Origin of the sequence: Thermobifida fusca YX (genome assembly GCF_000012405.1) — a bacterium.
In the GTDB taxonomy this organism is placed as follows: domain Bacteria; phylum Actinomycetota; class Actinomycetes; order Streptosporangiales; family Streptosporangiaceae; genus Thermobifida; species Thermobifida fusca.
This window is the reverse complement of the sequence record NC_007333.1, coordinates 1,370,033-1,385,405: the sequence shown is the minus strand read 5'-3', so window position 1 is coordinate 1,385,405 and position 15,373 is coordinate 1,370,033. Positions and strand designations below refer to the sequence as shown.

The following is a 15,373-nucleotide window of genomic DNA, read 5'->3' as shown; positions in this document are numbered from 1 at the left end:
CCCGCCTTGACCTTCCCGTTCACCGTGAGGGAGCAGTAATGGCTGTGGATGGCGAGAAGCTGGCTGAACTTCTCGGGCACAACCCCAACCTGGGCGGCTTGGCCGAGCGGATGGGCATGGAACTACTGGAAGCCTCCACCGAGCGCGTGGTCGGCCGGATCCCGGTCGAAGGCAACACCCAGCCCTACGGTCTGCTGCACGGCGGGGCCTCCTGTGTGCTGGCGGAATCCTTGGGGTCTATCGGGTCGGCGCTTCTGGCCGCGCCGGACCGCATCGCGGTGGGTATCGAAATCAACGCGACCCACCACCGCAGTGTCACCTCGGGCTGGGTCACGGGAGTGGCGGTGCCCGTCCACACTGGACGCACTCTGGCGACCTGGGACATCGAGATCACCGACGACCAGGGGCGGCGGGTGTGCACGTCCCGGCTGACCTGTATGCTGCGCGACGCGCCGGGCCGCTGAGGCCCTCCCCCATCCCCGCAACGACGTTCGGAGGCTGGAATGCCCGGCCTGGGCACCCTCATCAACATCATCGCGATCGTCACGGGCTCCGGTCTCGGCCTCGCCCTGGGCGGTCGTCTCCCCGACCGCACGCGGACCGTCGTCACCGATGCGCTCGGCCTGGTGGTGCTCCTTATCGCCGCGCTCAACGCCGCCGAGGTGCTCTCCCCCAAGCTGCGCGCGGCGGTCGGCGGTGCTGCGCCCACGCTGATCGTGCTGGGGTCTCTCCTCATTGGCGGGATCATTGGATCTCTGCTGCGGATCGAGCAGCGGCTCGAACGGCTCGGCACTCTGGTGCGCGCCACGCTGACCCGGCGTATGTCCGCGGTTGCCACGGCTCCGAGCCAGGACTCTCCGGCCGGTCCCTCCGCCAGTGAACGTTTTGTCGAAGGATTCGTCAGCTCGTCCCTGGTCTTCCTTGTCGGCCCGCTTGCCATCCTCGGCGCGCTCAGCGACGGCTTGGGGAACGGCATCGACCAGCTCGTGCTCAAAGCCGCGCTGGACGGCTTCGCCTCGATCGCTTTTGCTGCGGCCCTGGGGGCAGGGGTCCTCGCCTCTGCTCTGCCGGTCCTCGTCTACCAGGGCGCGTTCACCCTGCTGGGGGTCGCGCTGGGCAGTGTCCTGCCGGACGCCCACATCGCCGCGCTCACCGCGACCGGTGGGCTGCTGCTGGTCGGGGTGGCCTTGCGGCTGCTGCGCATCCGCGATCTGCCCGTCGCCGACCTGCTGCCCGCCTTGTTCGTCGCGCCTCTCCTCACCGCACTCGTCGCCGCTTTCTGACCGGGTTTGCCGGAGGCGATGCGCACCGGACCGTCCAAGGGCGGGCCGCGTTTCCGCTCTCGGAACCGGTCCGGTTGACGCGCGGGAAAACCTATTTCCGCTTCCGTTTTCCCGGAGTTTTTGTGCGCCGAATCTTCCCGTCGCGGAGCTGGGAATCCCCTCGTCCGATAACTCTCTGTAGAAGCTGCATATACTCCCCAAATCTTCGGCTACAGGTGAGTAACAGCATGAACCCGACTCGGCTGCGACATTTCCCACCATCTTCCTGAACCGCAGATTCCGGCATTAAGCTCCGCTAACGCCCACCGTTAAGTCCGTCGGAACATGGCGGCCGGGCAGACGTGGAGATTCACACGCGAGCAACGCGGGTCGAATGGAGAGATGGATGCCTCACACAAAGGCACTGGGCTTCACTGCCGCGGTCGCGGCGCTGGCCTTGGGACTCACCGCATGCGGCGCTGGCGGTAACGACGACAACGGCGGAAGCGGAGGCGACGGGGACGGCCTGCAGTTCGGCTACATCTTCCCCGAGAGCGGCGACCTGGCTTTCCTCGGACCGCCGCAGATCAGCGCAGCCGAGTACGCGATCCAGGAGATCAACGACGCCGGCGGTGTGCTGGGCACCGAGCTCCCCAAGCTCATCGGTGGTGACGAAGCCGGCGACGCGGCCCAGGCCAACGAGACCGCTAACCGCCTCCTCGACCAGGGGGTGGACGCCATCCTGGGTGCTGCCGCTTCCGGTATGACCAAGGCGGTCATCGACTCCATTACCGGTGCGGAGGTGGTGCAGTGCTCCGGCTCCAACACCGCTCCTGACCTCACCGACTACCCCGACGGCGGCTACTACTTCCGTACCGCGCCCAGCGACCTGATGCAGGGCCCGGTGCTCGCCGAGACCATCCTCGCCGACGGCCACCAGAGCGTCGCCATCATCTACCGGGCCGACGACTACGGTGAAGGCCTGGCGAACTCGGTGAGCGAAGCTTTGGAGGCCAGCGGCGCGGAGGTCACCGCCAAGGAGAGCTACGACCCCAACGCCACCAACTTCGACGCTGCGGTCAACGCTGTCGTCAATTCCAAGCCCGAAGCGGTCTTCCTCGCCTCCTTCGAGGAAGGCGTCCAGGCCATCTCCGGCCTGCTGGAAGCCGGTCTCAAGGCCGACCAGATGTACAGCGCCGACGGCATGAACTCCAGTGACCTCAGCTCGAGAGTCAACGCGGACGACCCCTCGGTGCTCGCCGGGTTCACGGGCACCGCTCCCGGCGTGAACGCTCCCGAGTTCGAGCAGGCTCTCGCCGAGTTCAACCCGGACCTGCAGGACTACCAGTTCGCCGCGCAGGTCTACGACTGCGCCATCACCATCGCGCTTGCCGCGGAAGCTGCCGGAAGCACCGACCCGAAGGACTTCGTGTCCGAGATGGTCAACGTGACCCGCGACGGTGAGAAGTGCACCTCGTTCGTCGAGTGCCGCGACCTGCTGGCCGAGGGTGCTGACATCGACTACGACGGCATCAGCGGTCCGCTGGACTTCGACGACAACGGTAACGTCACCGCTGCCTCCTTCATGATCTACGGCTTCAACGACAAGGGCGAGTACGAGATCCTCGACTACGTGGAAAGCGGCGGCAACTAGCAGCCCTCCTCGCGCCGCGGGGGCCGGAACCACCAGGTTCCGGCCCCCGCTCTTTGCGCGCCTCCGGGGCAGGACTTGCTACCCGTATAAGGAAGGGGGTTCTGGACTTGGTCCAGAACCCCCTTTGCGACGGGCAGGGTCAGGCTTTCGCCAGCGTCCCCAGGTACAGCTCGATCACGTTCGGGTCGTTCAGCAGTTCCTGGCCGGTGCCGGTGTAGGCGTTCCGCCCCTGGTCCAGCACGTAGCCTCGGTCGCTGATCTGCAGGCAGCGCCGCGCGTTCTGCTCCACCATGAGCACGGAGACCCCGGTGGCGTTGATCTGCTTGACCCGCTGGAAGACCTCCTCCTGGTAGAGGGGGGACAGGCCTGCCGTCGGCTCGTCCAGCAGCAGCACGGACGGGTTCATCATCAGCGCCCGTCCCATCGCCACCATCTGGCGCTCACCGCCGGACAGCGACCCGGCCTTGGCCTTGCGCCGCTTGGCCAGCAGCGGGAACAGTTCGGCGACCGCCGCAAACCGCTCAGCGAACTGCTTGGGGCGCAGGTAGGCCCCCATCTGCAGGTTCTCCTCGATAGTCAGGGAGGGGAACACGTTGTTCGTCTGCGGGACATAGCCCACTCCGCGCTTCACCAGCTCGTGCGCGGGCAGTGCGACGATGCTCTCCCCGCGCAGCGACAGGCTGCCGCTGCGCACCGGGATCAGCCCGAAGACCGTTTTGATCAGCGTGGACTTGCCTGCCCCGTTAGGGCCGATGATCGCCACGATCTCGCCTTCGGACAGGGTCAGCGTGCATCCGTTGAGGATGTTCACCCCGGGCACATATCCCGCGACCAGGTCGCGCGCCACCAGCAGGTAGTCGCTGTCGTCGCCGATCTCCTCCGCCGCGGCGTGCTTGAGGATCTCCTCGCGCGCCTGCTGCTGGGCTTCCACAGACGCCTCGTCCGGCAGCGCGCCGGGACCGGTCTTCTCCTGCTCACTCATGGCTTTCTCCGGTGTCGGTCTGCGGCTCGCGACCGGATTCCTCGTACCCAGAACCCAGGTAGGCGTCGATCACTCGCTGGTCAGCGCGGATGTCAGAGGGCCGTCCCTCAGCGATGACCTTCCCCTCCGACAGCACGACGATCCAGTCGCTGATCCCCATGATGACGTCCATGTCATGCTCGACGAAGAGCACTGTCATGCCCTCGTCGCGCAGGGCGGTGATGTGCTCCAGCAGCGACTGCACCAGGGCAGGGTTGACCCCTGCCATGGGCTCGTCCAGCATGATCATCGTCGGGTTCACCATGAGCGCGCGAGCCATCTCCAGCAGTTTGCGCTGCCCGCCGGAGAGGCTGCCCGCCATCTCGTCCTTCTTGGCCAGCAGTTTGAACCGTTCCAGCAACTGCTCGGCCCGGGCCCGGTTGGCCTCCTCCTGCTTCCGCCACTGGGGGCGCAGGAAGGAGCCGAGGATCCGCTCCCCTGTCTGGCCTGGCGCTGCCAGCAGCATGTTCTCCATGACGGTCAGCCGGGTCAGCGCCTTGGTCAACTGGAAGGTGCGGACCATGCCCTCGCGGGCGATCCGGTGTCCCCCCAGCCCGTTGAGCTGCTTGCCTTGGAACGTCCACGTGCCGCTGTCTACTCGGTCGAACCCCGTCAAGAGGTTGAACAGCGTGGACTTTCCTGCTCCGTTGGGGCCGATCAACGCCGTGATCGTGCCGCGCTGCACCTCGAGGTGCTCCACGTCGACCGCGGTCAGACCGCCGAAGCTGCGCCGTACCCCGTCGACGACGAGGATCGGGTCGGGTTTGGCAACCCCCGGTACCGGGTCCACTCCGGCCATCCGGTCGACCGTGGCTCCGTTCACGTCACTTGACATTGATCAGCATCTCCTTGCGGTTGCCGATGAGCCCCTGCGGCCGGAAGATGATCAGCACCAGCAGCGCCACACCCACCAGGGCGTGCCGCACGCCGCCGATCTCGGAACTGGCGATGAAGGTGATCACGTCGGCGGCGATGAGCTGGCGCAGCACGCTGTCGGTCACGGACAGCAGGAACCACATGACGACCGATCCCAGCACCGGGCCGAGGGTGCGCCCGGCACCGCCCAGCAGGAGGATCGCCCACAGGTAGAACGTCACTTGCGGCATGAACTGGTCGGGGGTGATGGTCTGCTGGTTGACCACGAGCATGGCGCCGGCCAGGGCGCCGAAGACGCCGCCGATGATCAGGCTCTGCATCTTGTAGACGAAGACGTTCTTGCCGAGGCTGCGGACCGCGTCTTCGTCTTCGCGGATGCCTTTGATGACCCGCCCCCACGGGCTGTGGATCAGCAGCCACATGACCGCGCTGCCGACGAGCACCAGGCCCCACGTCACCGTCATCACCCACAGGTCGCGGGCGCTGAAGCTCAGCCACCCGAAACCGTAGGTGCCGGAGGGGAAGGGGTTCCACTGGTAGAAGGCGGTGGAGAAGCTCTGGAGGCCGTAGACACCGCCGGTGATGTCGCGGAGGAACTCGGCCCGGTAGATGAGCCGCGCCACCTCGGCTACCGCGATTGTCGTGATCGCCAGGTAGTCGGCGCGCAGCCGCAGGGTCGGTAGGCCGAGCACCAGGGCGAGGGCCACGGCGGAGGCGATGCCGATGAGGAAGCCCACTCCCAGGGGGAGCCCGAAGGTGCTGACGCTGACCGCGACACCGTAGCCGCCCACGAGCATGAAGCCCACTTGCCCGAAGTTGAGCAGGCCGGTGTAGCCGAAGTGCATGTTCAAACCGATGGCGGCGAGTGCGTAAACGGCAGCCACCGGGCCGATCGCCGACCGCGTGGCGTCGGCAAGGACCTGCAGAATATCCATCCGTCCCTCTCCTAGCCGACTCGCTCACGCCGGCCCAGGATGCCCTGCGGCCGAACCAGCAGCATGATGATCATGAGTCCCAGCGCCCACGCGTTCATGAGCTGCGAGGGGAACCAGAGCGTGGACAACTGCGCCACCAGGCCGATGATGAGTCCGCCGACCATCGCTCCGTAGGCGGTGCCCAAACCGCCCAGGATGACCGCGGCGAACATCAAGAGCAGCAGGTGGAAGCCCATCTGCCAGTGGACGATCTGGTTGAGGCCGTAGAAGACGCCGCCGAGCGCGGTCAGGGCTCCGCCCAGGGTCCACACATACAGCGTCACCCGGTCCACGTTGATGCCGGAGGATTCGGCGAGGTCCCGGTTGTCGGAGACCGCCCGCATCGCTTTCCCCACTCGGGTGAACTGCAGCAGGGCGGCGACCCCGACGAGCACCAGCACGGAGAGGATCATGAGGACCAGGTCTCGAGGGGTGATCGCGATCGGCCCTAGCCGCAGCATCGCCTGGAGCTGGAAGTCCGGGTAGGACATGCGGTTGCTGCCGAACGCCACCATCAGGACGTGCCGCAGCACCATTGCCAGGCCGATGGAGACGATGAACATCTGGATGAGCGCCACATTGCGTTTGCGCAGCGGCCGCCAGATGAACCGCTCGAGGAATGCGCCGAGGGCCGCGCCCAAGAGGACCGCCACCACCGTGCCCAGCACCATGGGACGGGTGACGAAGCCCAGCACCGGTCCGAGGAGCCACACGTCGGCCAGCAGGTTCGTGACCGCGGTGTGGAGTCCGGCGAACAGCGTCATCCCGCTGACCAGGAGGGCCATGAGGGCGCCGAAGGTCACCATGTCGCCGTGGGCGAAGTTCGTCAGCTTGGTCGTCCCGAAGATGAGGGAGAGGCCGACCGCTGAGATAGCGATGATGAGCCCGTAGAGCAGTCCGGCAACAGTGAGCTGGATGGCCTTGGTGCCGAAAGAAGCATTGGAGGAGACACCCGGTGCGGCAAGGCCATCCTCCGTATCGCTGGCTGCGGCCCCTGCCCCGTCGTCAGCGTCGTCGCTGCTCTGGCTCGGGGACGGTTCGGTGCTCGCTTCGTCGGCGTAGGCGAGGACGAAGATCACCGTGCGTTGCTGTCCCGGCCGGACGTTGACGTCGGCGTGTTCGGCTCCGGGTTGGTCTGCAACGACGAACTCATCGGGAACGGACTCCTCGTCCAATACGACACGGTAGTTGCCCGGTCCGGGCAACGCTACTTCCCATCTCCCCTCAGAGTCGGTGGTCGCTGTCCCGATCTCCTCGTCCCCCTGGAAGACCGTGATGTCGATCCCTGCCACGGTCTCGGGTTTGCGGATTTGACCGTTGAGCGTCTCACCGCCCTGAGTGTCTGCCACCGCCACAGCCGGTGTCACCAGGATGGCGGTGACTACGGCGAGGAGGACAGTCACGAGGCGTCTGCGCACGTGCGCGCTCCCTTGCGCATCTTGAAAAGGCCCTGGGGCTTGACCCACGGGCCGGATACTTAGCTGCTTCGGTGGCGCGAGTTTAGCCCGATTTAGCCATTTCATTCAGGGTCGCTTAAGCCACGTGACCCAAACGTCATGACTTCGTGTGCAACCGTGACGCAATCGGAACACTTCTGCAGTTGACCTGTCTTAGCTGGTCAAGGCAGAAGAAAGGCCGTCCACCGAGGGTGGGCGGCCGGGAACTTTACGGGGGGTGCACCGGGGCGGGGGCTGGCTACTGGTCACTGAGGGTCTCCACTACCGTCTCAGCCACCTTGCGCATGGTGAGCCTGCGGTCCATGGAGTTCTTCTGGATCCACCGGAACGCCTCGGGTTCGCTGAGACCGTACTTCTTCTGCAGCAGCCCTTTGGCACGCTCGACGATCTTGCGGGTTTCGAGACGTTCGGTGAGTCCGGTGACCTCGGCTTCCAGTGCGGTGATCTCCGCGTACCGGCTGACCGCCATCTCGATGGCGGGCACCAGGTCACTCTTGGTGAAGGGTTTGACCAGATAGGCCATTGCTCCGGCGTCCCGGGCGCGCTCTACCAGGTCACGCTGGGAGAACGCGGTCAAGATGACTACGGGCGCGATGCGTTCTGCGGCGATCCGCTCGGCGGCGGACAGGCCGTCCAGAACGGGCATCTTGATGTCGAGGATGACGAGGTCGGGTCGCAGCTCGGTGGCGAGGCGGACCGCGGTCTCCCCGTCCCCGGCCTCTCCCACGACCTCGTAGCCGTCCTCCTCCAACATCTCTTTGAGATCCAGTCGGATCAGGGCCTCGTCTTCCGCGATCACCACGCGGCTCTGCGTCTGCGTCACAAACAAGAGGGTACAGAGATCCGCTAAGATGGTTCGCATCGCCGTGGCCGGCCTATCCCTGGGAGGCGCTGGCTTATCGGAAAAGCCAAGGACGCCTCCGAGGTGCTGACATATAATTGAATGTGGCTGGTCAGCAAGCCGAAGTGATGGAATTGGTAGACATTGACGACTCAAAATCGTCTGCCCGTAAGGGCGTGCGGGTTCGAGTCCCGCCTTCGGCACCAGAGATGTCATCCCGCTCCGGATCTGCGGGGAAGCCACCTGAAACCAGGTGGCTTTTTCGTTTGGTTTTCCGGCCGTTCTTGGCTGACCGGGGCCGCACCTGTCCCGCCGTGGCCTCGCTCACTTTTCCGGGAATATTTCGAGGCTCGTGTCCGACTCTCCCGTGCCGGGGCTGCCCCCTTCCTGCCTCCGGCCGGGGACGGAGCAGGACTGGCCCGCCCGCGACCCGTCTGTGGTGGGGGACGCTGCCCAGAGCCTGAGGCGGGCGGCATGGTGCGCGGCACGGGGTGGCTCCGTTGCGGTTCCGAAGCAACGGGGCGCACCGGCCGTCCAGAAACCCTGCCGTAACGGGCCCATCCGGGTGTGTGCTGCGCCACTTCCTGCTGGCGATCGGCGTGGATAGCTCTACTACCTGCAGTTTCTTGGCTGCTTAGGGCCATAGCGGATCACATCCCGGCCACAACCTGAGTACAACATGCCGCTTTGGTTTCCGTCGCTGCTCTCGGTACTCGATCCTGGAAGAGTCGGTTTTGCTTCGTCCTGCCACGGACGGCGAGGAAAGGGGTGACAGGTGTTCACCGCGGTGGCCGGGATCGTGGGCGCACTGGCGATCGGTGCGTGGGCCGTGGTGTCCTGGGCGTCCACTCACCGTCTGCCGTGGCTGATGGCCCCCCTCGCGCTCCTCACCGTGGTGCTGCTCGTCGCCGGGTTTCCCGGGTGGTCGCTGCTCTCCACGGCGGCCCTGATCGCGGGGACGTTCGCGGGATTGGTCGTGGAGACGAAGGAAGCCCCCATGCTGCGCACCAAGGACCCGGACGCTCCGCTGAGCACGGAGCGGTGGGTTGCCGCGGTGGCCGCCCCCTTCCGGGTGGCGGTGGCAGAACCGTGGGACGTGATCGTCCGCCCCCAGTTGCGGGGCCGGTACCGGCGCACGTTCGCCCGGGAGCGGGGCATCACCGACCGGGCCGGGCTGCTCGCCGAGATCGAACGCCTGTGGCGTGAGCTGCACACCGCGCCGGATACCGACCTGCTCGTGGATTTGCGTTCCGGGATCGCGCGCAGCCGCTGCGCGGACCGTTCTGCCCCCGATCGGACGGTGGTGCTCACCCCCGAGCAAGTCGCGCGGCTGCGCACCGTGACGGGGGCCCAAGAGTCCGCTGACACGGTGGTGGTGGGCGCCTACCAGTGGTGGCGGGCCGTCTACCTGGTCCCGTTGATTTGCGGGGGCGCCACGTTGAACTGGCTCAGCCCTGTGGAGACTCAAGGACTGCTCCGCCGGGTGGCCGCGGACTTGCAGCCGCGGTTCGGGGGGTGGAGCCAGTTGTCCGCGGCGTTCCACGCGGGCTGGCTGCTCGACCAGGACGGTGCTGCTGCCGCGGGTGCGGAGCGGATGTGGGACGCGTTGGGCTTGTTGACCACTGATCCTGCGAGCCCGTGGCGGCTGCTGCCGTGGGACATGCCGCTCGACCGGATTGTGGCGGGGGAACGGAACGAGACTCGCCCGTAGCGGGCTTCCCCTCGGTGGGATGTGCCGGATTCCCCGGGCGGGGTGCGGCGTGGTCACCCCGCCGGGGAACGGCCACGGTAGGAACGGGTCATCATCAGTTTGAGATGGCGTCACCCATACGGTGCACGCGCAACATGTTGGTCGACCCTCGGGTGCCAGGCGGGCTTCCCGCGACGATGACGACTTTGTCGCCCTTCTGGTAGTCCATGTCCAGGAGTTCGTTCTCGACCTGGCGGACCATGTCGTCGGTGTTGTCCACCCACGGCACGAGGTGGGTTTCCACACCCCAGGTGAGGGAGAGCTGGGCGCGGGTGGCAGGCTCGGTGGTGAACGCCAGCAGCGGAATGGGGGAACGGTAGCGGGCGAGCCGGCGTGCAGTCTCCCCGCTGCTGGTGAAGGCGACAAGGGCCTTGGCGCCCACGGTGGCTCCGACTTCGGCAGCGGCTCGGGCGATCGACCCGCCCACGGTCTCCGGGACCCGGTGGAGGATGTGGGAGGCGCGCAGGGACTCCTGTTCGGCGGCGGCGATGATCCGCGCCATGGTCTGCACGGTCTCCACGGGGTACTTTCCGACGCTGGTCTCGCCGGAGAGCATGACTGCGTCCGCGCCGTCGAGGACGGCGTTAGCCACGTCAGAAGCCTCAGCCCGCGTGGGGCGCGGGTTGTGGATCATGGATTCGAGCATCTGCGTGGCGACGATGACCGGTTTGGCTTTGTCCCGGCACCGTTCAATGGCGCGTTTCTGCACCATGGGCACATTTTCGAGGGGGAGTTCGACACCGAGGTCGCCGCGGGCGACCATGACGCCGTCGAAAGCCTCGATGATGTCCTGAAGCCGCTCCACCGCCTGAGGTTTTTCGATCTTGGCGATGAGGGGGACGTGCACGCCCATCTCGTCCATGACCCGGTGGACGTCTTCCGCGTCGGCGGGGCTGCGCACAAAAGAGAGCGCCACCATGTCGACGCCCTGCTCCAGGGCCCAGCGCAGGTCCCGTTCGTCTTTTTCGGTCAGCGCGGGGACCGCAACCGACACCCCGGGCAGGTTGAGCCCTTTGTGGTTGGATACCGGGCCGCCGACGATGACGCGGGTGTGGACATCCGTGCTGGTGCTTTTGACGCATTCCAAAACAACGCGACCGTCGTCGATGAGGACGCGGTCGCCAGGACGGACATCACCAGGGAGTCCTTTATATGTGGTGGAGACCCGGTGGCGGTCCCCGGGTACATCGTCGATGGTGATGGTGAACTCGTCACCGGGGCTGAGGGTCACGGATCCGTCGACGAACGTCCCGAGACGGATCTTCGGCCCTTGCAGGTCGGCGAGAATACCGACATTACGTCCGCTGGCCTCCGCTGCGGCGCGGACGTTGCGATACATGGTTTGGTGGTCGTCGTGGGTACCGTGGCTGAGGTTGAGTCGCGCTACGTCCAGGCCGGCGTCGACGAGCTTGCGGAGGACTTCAGGGCTCGAGGTAGCCGGTCCAAGGGTCGCGACAATCTTTGCTCGACGTGTCACGTGTAACACTTTAGAGCTTTTCTGTTGGCAATTGGTCTAAACCAAGTTGCGAGTGAGCGTCACGCTGTTGTCTTCACCGCGAACTCCTCGACGATGGCTTTGGTGAACGCCGGAAGGTCTTTGGGGTTGCGGCTGGTGATGAGCGTACTGGGGCCTTCAGTGGAGACGACGACCTCTCGATCCACCCACGTGGCCCCGGCGTTGACGAGATCCGTGCGCAGGCTGGGATACGACGTGAGAGTGCGGCCGCGGACCACTCCGGCTTCGATGAGGATCCACAGGGCGTGGCAGATCGCGGCGACCGGCCGCCCTGTGTCGAAAAACTCACGGACGAACGCGACCGCGCGCTCATGGGTGCGCAGGTAGTCGGGGTTGGCTACTCCTCCGGGGAGCAGGAGCGCGTCGAAGTCGTGGGCAGTGACCTGGTGGACGGTGGTGTCCACGGTAAACGTGTCGGCCCGGTCGAGGTGGTCGAAGGCTTGGACACGGCCGCCGGTGGTGGAGATCAGTCGGGGGCGGCCCCCAGCGTCACGGATCGCGTCCCAGGGGACGGTGAGCTCCACCTGTTCGGCGCCTTCCGGAGCAATGAGGACAGCGACGTCGACTCCGTCGAGTGCGGTGCGGGCCATGGCAGTCGTTCTCCCCTTGGTGTGCGGACAGGGTCGGGGGTCCTCTGCCCAGAGCGGGAGGGTTCATGCGCGCGCCGGTGGAGTGGGGCGGGGCACGCTGCCCGATGCGGGGCGCGACAGGCGCCCGTAGGCACGCAGGGTGAGCAGGCAGTCCACGGTGTAGGCGCCGCGCTGTTCCATGTCGGGCCCGGGAGACCAGGTGTCCCGGTACCGCCACCCGCCGTCCTCTTCCTGCGCGGCAGCCAGCGCGTCGAGGTGGGCGTTGATCTCCGCGTCGGAGAAGAGGGTGCGGGCCCAGTCGTCGGGGCGGCGCGCCAGGTCCAGCGGGGTGTGGGCACGGCCGTGCGCGGCAGGGTCGAGGGCTACGGTGGCGCGGAGCACGGGGGCGAGGCGGGCGAATTCGGCGCGGGCTCGCTCCTGGTCGGGCGCGTGTTGGAGGAAGAGGCAGACCGCTTCGGCTTCCTCAGCGTCGGTCCAGTTCAGGGCCGAGATGCGCTGCCAGGAGAAGGCGGTGGCGCGGTCCCGCCACTCGCTGGTGGCGCGGTGCTTGTGCAGTAGGCCCGCGATGGCCGCGGTGGGGTTGAGGGCGCTGGCGAAGTCGTCGTGCTCCCGCCACCAGGGGGCGGATTCGGTGTAGCGGACGTTCGGCAGGACAGGTGGGACTCCCCCGTCCGGCTGGGTGACGCTGCGCAGGTAGCGGCAGGCGGCGTCGACGAGGCTGGCGGGCAGGTAGCCGAGTTCGTCGAGGATGCGCAGGGCTCGGGCGGTGACGATCGGTTGGCTGCCGTGGCCGCGCAGTTCCGGGTGGAGCGCGTTGCCGTACCCGCCGTCGACGTTGCGGTAGGTGTTGAGGACTGCCCGGACGGTGCGGGCCGGTTCGCTTTGGAAGTGGTGGGCGTACCGGTAGCGGTCCAGGAGCCGGGCGTTGCGGGCGATGAAGTGTTCGGCGGCGTGGAGCATGTCTCGTGTTGTGGTGTCCATGGTGGGCACGTGCCGCCGAAACGCGACTTCAAACCTCCGGGAAATCGGATTTTTCGGGCAGGCGTGGGGTGGCGTGGACGTGTGCGCGGCGGGCACGGCGGCGGGCACTGTAGGCGGCGCCGACCCAGGAGAGTGCGACGACCGCAGCCGCGGCGAGCTGGATTTCCCGCAGGTATTCCGCGGGGTAGATGACGCCGGTGAGGTAGTGGGAGATGAACCCTTCCGCGTCGAGTCCGTGCTGTCCCGCGTTGACACGCCCCCAGTGCTCCAACCAGGTGAGCGGGCACAGCCAGCCGATGACGGTGACCCCCAGCCCGTAGGCGGCGGCTGCGAGGTGCGGCCAGAACATGCGGGGCCACCGCCACGCGAGGAACCCCCCGCAGACGACGTAGGCAATGAACAGGAAGTGGACCGCCATAGCGGCTTCGGCCACGAGCAGATACCCCATACCCGGACGGTAGCGGGCAGACGCGTCGCCAGCCATCAGGGTTTTCACCGGTGCGGCAGGCGCAGGGCTGTAGGGCTGCGGCGGCGGACCGTCCACAGGGCCCCGGCCCACGACAGGACGACGATGACGCCCACGGCGGCTTGGACGTGGGGCAGGCGGTCAGCCGGGTAGAGGACACCGGTGAGGTAGTGGGAGATGAACCCTCCCGGGTCGAGGCCTTGCTGTCCGGCTTTGCTGCGGGCCCAGTTCTCCAGTCGGGTGAGCGGGCACGGCCAGCCCACGACCACGGTGCCGAGCCCGTAGGCGGCGGCTGCAAGGTGCGGCCAGAACATGCGGGGCCACCGCCACGCGAGAACCCCCCCGCAGACGAGGTAGGCCAGGAACGCGAAGTGGACGGCCATGACCGTATCGGCGATCAGCGGGTAGCGCACGCTGCCGCCGCTACCCTGAAGCGCCAGGTTTCCCGCAGGAGCCTTGACCGGGGCCCGTGGCCCCTGGCGGGGGCGCCGCAGCGCCTGAGGCCAGGGGCCACGAGGGCGGTTCAGAGCGTCAACGGCCGCGCGGTCGGAGGGATCGCGGTGGGCAGGGCCGTTTCCCCGCACAGGTAGGCGTCGACGGCGGCGGCAGCGCTGCGCCCTTCCGCGATCGCCCACACGATGAGGGACTGCCCGCGGCCCATGTCTCCCGCGCAGAACACTCCTGGCACGCTGGTGGCGTAGTCGGGTCCGCGCTGCACGTTGCCGCGTTCGTCGAGCGCCACGCCGAGCTGCTCCAGGAGCCCTTCCCGCTGCGGGCCGAGGAAGCCCAGGGCGAGGACGACGAGCTGGGCGGGGATTTCGCGTTCCGTGCCGGGCACCGGTGCGAACCCCTCCGCGGTGCGGGTGACGTCGACGACTTTGAGGCCACGCACCGCGCCTGTTCCGTCGTCGAGGAACTCCAGGGTGTTGACCGAGTAGAGACGTTCGCCTCCCTCCTCGTGCGCACTGGTGACCTTGTAGAGCAGGGGCATGGTCGGCCACGGCTGGTGCGGGGGCCGCGTGGTCGGCGGCTTCGGCATGATCTCCAGTTGGGTGACGGAGCGCGCCCCTTGGCGGTGGGCGGTGCCGACACAGTCGGCGCCGGTGTCGCCGCCGCCGATGACGACGACGTGCTTGCCTTCCGCGGTGATGGGCGGAGTAGCGAAGTCGCCTTCCTGGACCCGGTTGGCGAGCGGCAGGTATTCCATGGCCTGGTGGACGCCGGCGAGGTGGCGGCCCGGGATGGGCAGGTCCCGCCACACGGTGGCGCCTCCGGCGAGGATGACGGCGTCGTGGTCGGCGCGCAGCTGGTCGGCGGTGAGGTCCACGCCGACGTTGACGCCGGTGCGGAACTCGGTGCCTTCGGCGCGCATCTGGGCGAGCCGCCGCTCCAGGTGCCGTTTTTCCAGTTTGAATTCGGGGATGCCGTAGCGCAGCAGTCCGCCGATCCGGTCAGCCCGCTCGTAGACGGTGACGGTGTGCCCGGCCCGGGTGAGCTGCTGGGCGGCGGCGAGCCCTGCGGGGCCGGAGCCGACGACGGCGACCTTCTTCCCGGTGTGCTGGGCGGGAGGCTGCGGGCGGACCCAGCCTTCTTCCCAGGCCCGGTCGATGATCGACACTTCGACGTTCTTGATGGTCACGGCGGGCTGGTTGATGCCCAGCACGCACGCGGACTCACACGGGGCCGGGCACAGGCGGCCGGTGAATTCAGGGAAGTTGTTGGTGGCGTGCAGCCGTTCGATGGCGTCCCGCCAGTCGTGCCGGTAGACCAGGTCGTTCCACTCGGGGATGAGGTTGCCGAGCGGGCAGCCGTTGTGGCAGAACGGGATGCCGCAGTCCATACAGCGGGAGGCCTGCCTGATGAGGGCCGCGCGGTCGAAGTCCTCGTAGACTTCGCGCCAGTCCTGGATCCGAACGGGCACGGGCCGGTGGGAGGGCAGCTCCCGTTCGGTGATCTTGAGGAAGCCTTTGGGGTCGGCCATGGGT

General features: G+C 67.3%; 15 protein-coding genes and 1 tRNA gene. 5 read left to right on the top strand and 11 right to left on the bottom strand.

The annotated features are described in order from the left end of the window. Positions 1 to 38: 38 nt before the first annotated feature. The 3 genes from TFU_RS05945 (at position 39) to TFU_RS05935 (ending at position 2,916) form a co-directional block, all read left to right on the top strand. Positions 39 to 464 (top strand): PaaI family thioesterase, encoded by a 426-nt coding sequence (locus tag TFU_RS05945; RefSeq protein ID WP_011291635.1) that lies wholly within the window; start codon positions 39 to 41, stop codon positions 462 to 464. A gap of 39 nt (positions 465 to 503) precedes the next feature. Next, a complete protein-coding gene (locus tag TFU_RS05940; RefSeq protein ID WP_011291634.1) occupies positions 504 to 1,283 on the top strand; it encodes a DUF554 domain-containing protein in 780 nt (259 codons plus the stop codon). Positions 1,284 to 1,668: 385 nt separating this feature from the next. Beyond that, positions 1,669 to 2,916, top strand: coding sequence for an ABC transporter substrate-binding protein (locus TFU_RS05935; RefSeq protein WP_011291633.1), 1,248 nt, complete (start codon positions 1,669 to 1,671; stop codon positions 2,914 to 2,916). Positions 2,917 to 3,055: 139 nt separating this feature from the next. Here TFU_RS05935 and TFU_RS05930 read toward each other — a convergent pair whose 3' ends face one another. The 5 genes from TFU_RS05930 to TFU_RS05910 all read right to left on the bottom strand — a co-directional run bounded on the left by TFU_RS05930 (position 3,056) and on the right by TFU_RS05910 (position 8,046). Next, entirely contained in the window at positions 3,056 to 3,898 is an 843-nt protein-coding gene (locus TFU_RS05930; protein ID WP_011291632.1) for an ABC transporter ATP-binding protein, read from the bottom strand. Then, positions 3,891 to 4,772: an ABC transporter ATP-binding protein gene (locus TFU_RS05925; protein WP_011291631.1), complete on the bottom strand. Its 882-nt coding sequence runs from the start codon at positions 4,770 to 4,772 to the stop codon at positions 3,891 to 3,893. Before TFU_RS05925 ends, TFU_RS05930 begins: the two co-directional genes overlap by 8 nt. Further along, on the bottom strand, positions 4,762 to 5,748 hold the full coding sequence (locus tag TFU_RS05920) for a branched-chain amino acid ABC transporter permease (protein ID WP_011291630.1): 987 nt from the start codon (positions 5,746 to 5,748) through the stop codon (positions 4,762 to 4,764). Before TFU_RS05920 ends, TFU_RS05925 begins: the two co-directional genes overlap by 11 nt. Positions 5,749 to 5,759: 11 nt before the next feature. Further along, positions 5,760 to 7,205: a branched-chain amino acid ABC transporter permease gene (locus TFU_RS05915; protein ID WP_011291629.1), complete on the bottom strand. Its 1,446-nt coding sequence runs from the start codon at positions 7,203 to 7,205 to the stop codon at positions 5,760 to 5,762. A gap of 277 nt (positions 7,206 to 7,482) precedes the next feature. After that, on the bottom strand, positions 7,483 to 8,046 hold the full coding sequence (locus TFU_RS05910) for an ANTAR domain-containing response regulator (protein WP_016188525.1): 564 nt from the start codon (positions 8,044 to 8,046) through the stop codon (positions 7,483 to 7,485). A gap of 158 nt (positions 8,047 to 8,204) precedes the next feature. Here TFU_RS05910 and TFU_RS05905 point away from each other — a divergent pair. Together TFU_RS05905 and TFU_RS05900 are read left to right on the top strand one after the other, a co-directional pair. Further along, a tRNA-Leu gene (locus TFU_RS05905) sits at positions 8,205 to 8,291 on the top strand. Positions 8,292 to 8,860: 569 nt separating this feature from the next. Further along, the gene (locus TFU_RS05900) at positions 8,861 to 9,796 is read left to right on the top strand and encodes a DUF1266 domain-containing protein (protein WP_011291627.1); all 936 of its coding nucleotides are present in this window, start codon (positions 8,861 to 8,863) and stop codon (positions 9,794 to 9,796) included. 94 nt (positions 9,797 to 9,890) lie between these two features. On the opposite strand, the gene pyk is transcribed toward TFU_RS05900, so the two are convergent. The 6 genes from pyk to TFU_RS05870 all read right to left on the bottom strand — a co-directional run bounded on the left by pyk (position 9,891) and on the right by TFU_RS05870 (position 15,369). Further along, positions 9,891 to 11,312, bottom strand: coding sequence for a pyruvate kinase (gene pyk, locus TFU_RS05895; protein ID WP_016188524.1), 1,422 nt, complete (start codon positions 11,310 to 11,312; stop codon positions 9,891 to 9,893). A gap of 59 nt (positions 11,313 to 11,371) precedes the next feature. Then, positions 11,372 to 11,941, bottom strand: a complete 570-nt coding sequence (locus TFU_RS05890) for a type 1 glutamine amidotransferase domain-containing protein (RefSeq protein WP_011291625.1) — start codon at positions 11,939 to 11,941, stop codon at positions 11,372 to 11,374. Between the two features lie 63 nt (positions 11,942 to 12,004). After that, a complete protein-coding gene (locus TFU_RS05885; protein WP_011291624.1) occupies positions 12,005 to 12,922 on the bottom strand; it encodes a hypothetical protein in 918 nt (305 codons plus the stop codon). Positions 12,923 to 12,950: 28 nt separating this feature from the next. Then, positions 12,951 to 13,406, bottom strand: a complete 456-nt coding sequence (locus TFU_RS05880) for a DUF2784 domain-containing protein (RefSeq protein ID WP_011291623.1) — start codon at positions 13,404 to 13,406, stop codon at positions 12,951 to 12,953. Positions 13,407 to 13,414: 8 nt separating this feature from the next. Continuing rightward, positions 13,415 to 13,801 (bottom strand): DUF2784 domain-containing protein, encoded by a 387-nt coding sequence (locus tag TFU_RS05875; RefSeq protein WP_011291622.1) that lies wholly within the window; start codon positions 13,799 to 13,801, stop codon positions 13,415 to 13,417. A 110-nt stretch (positions 13,802 to 13,911) separates the two neighbouring features. Then, entirely contained in the window at positions 13,912 to 15,369 is a 1,458-nt protein-coding gene (locus tag TFU_RS05870; protein WP_011291621.1) for a glutamate synthase subunit beta, read from the bottom strand. Positions 15,370 to 15,373: the final 4 nt, after the last annotated feature.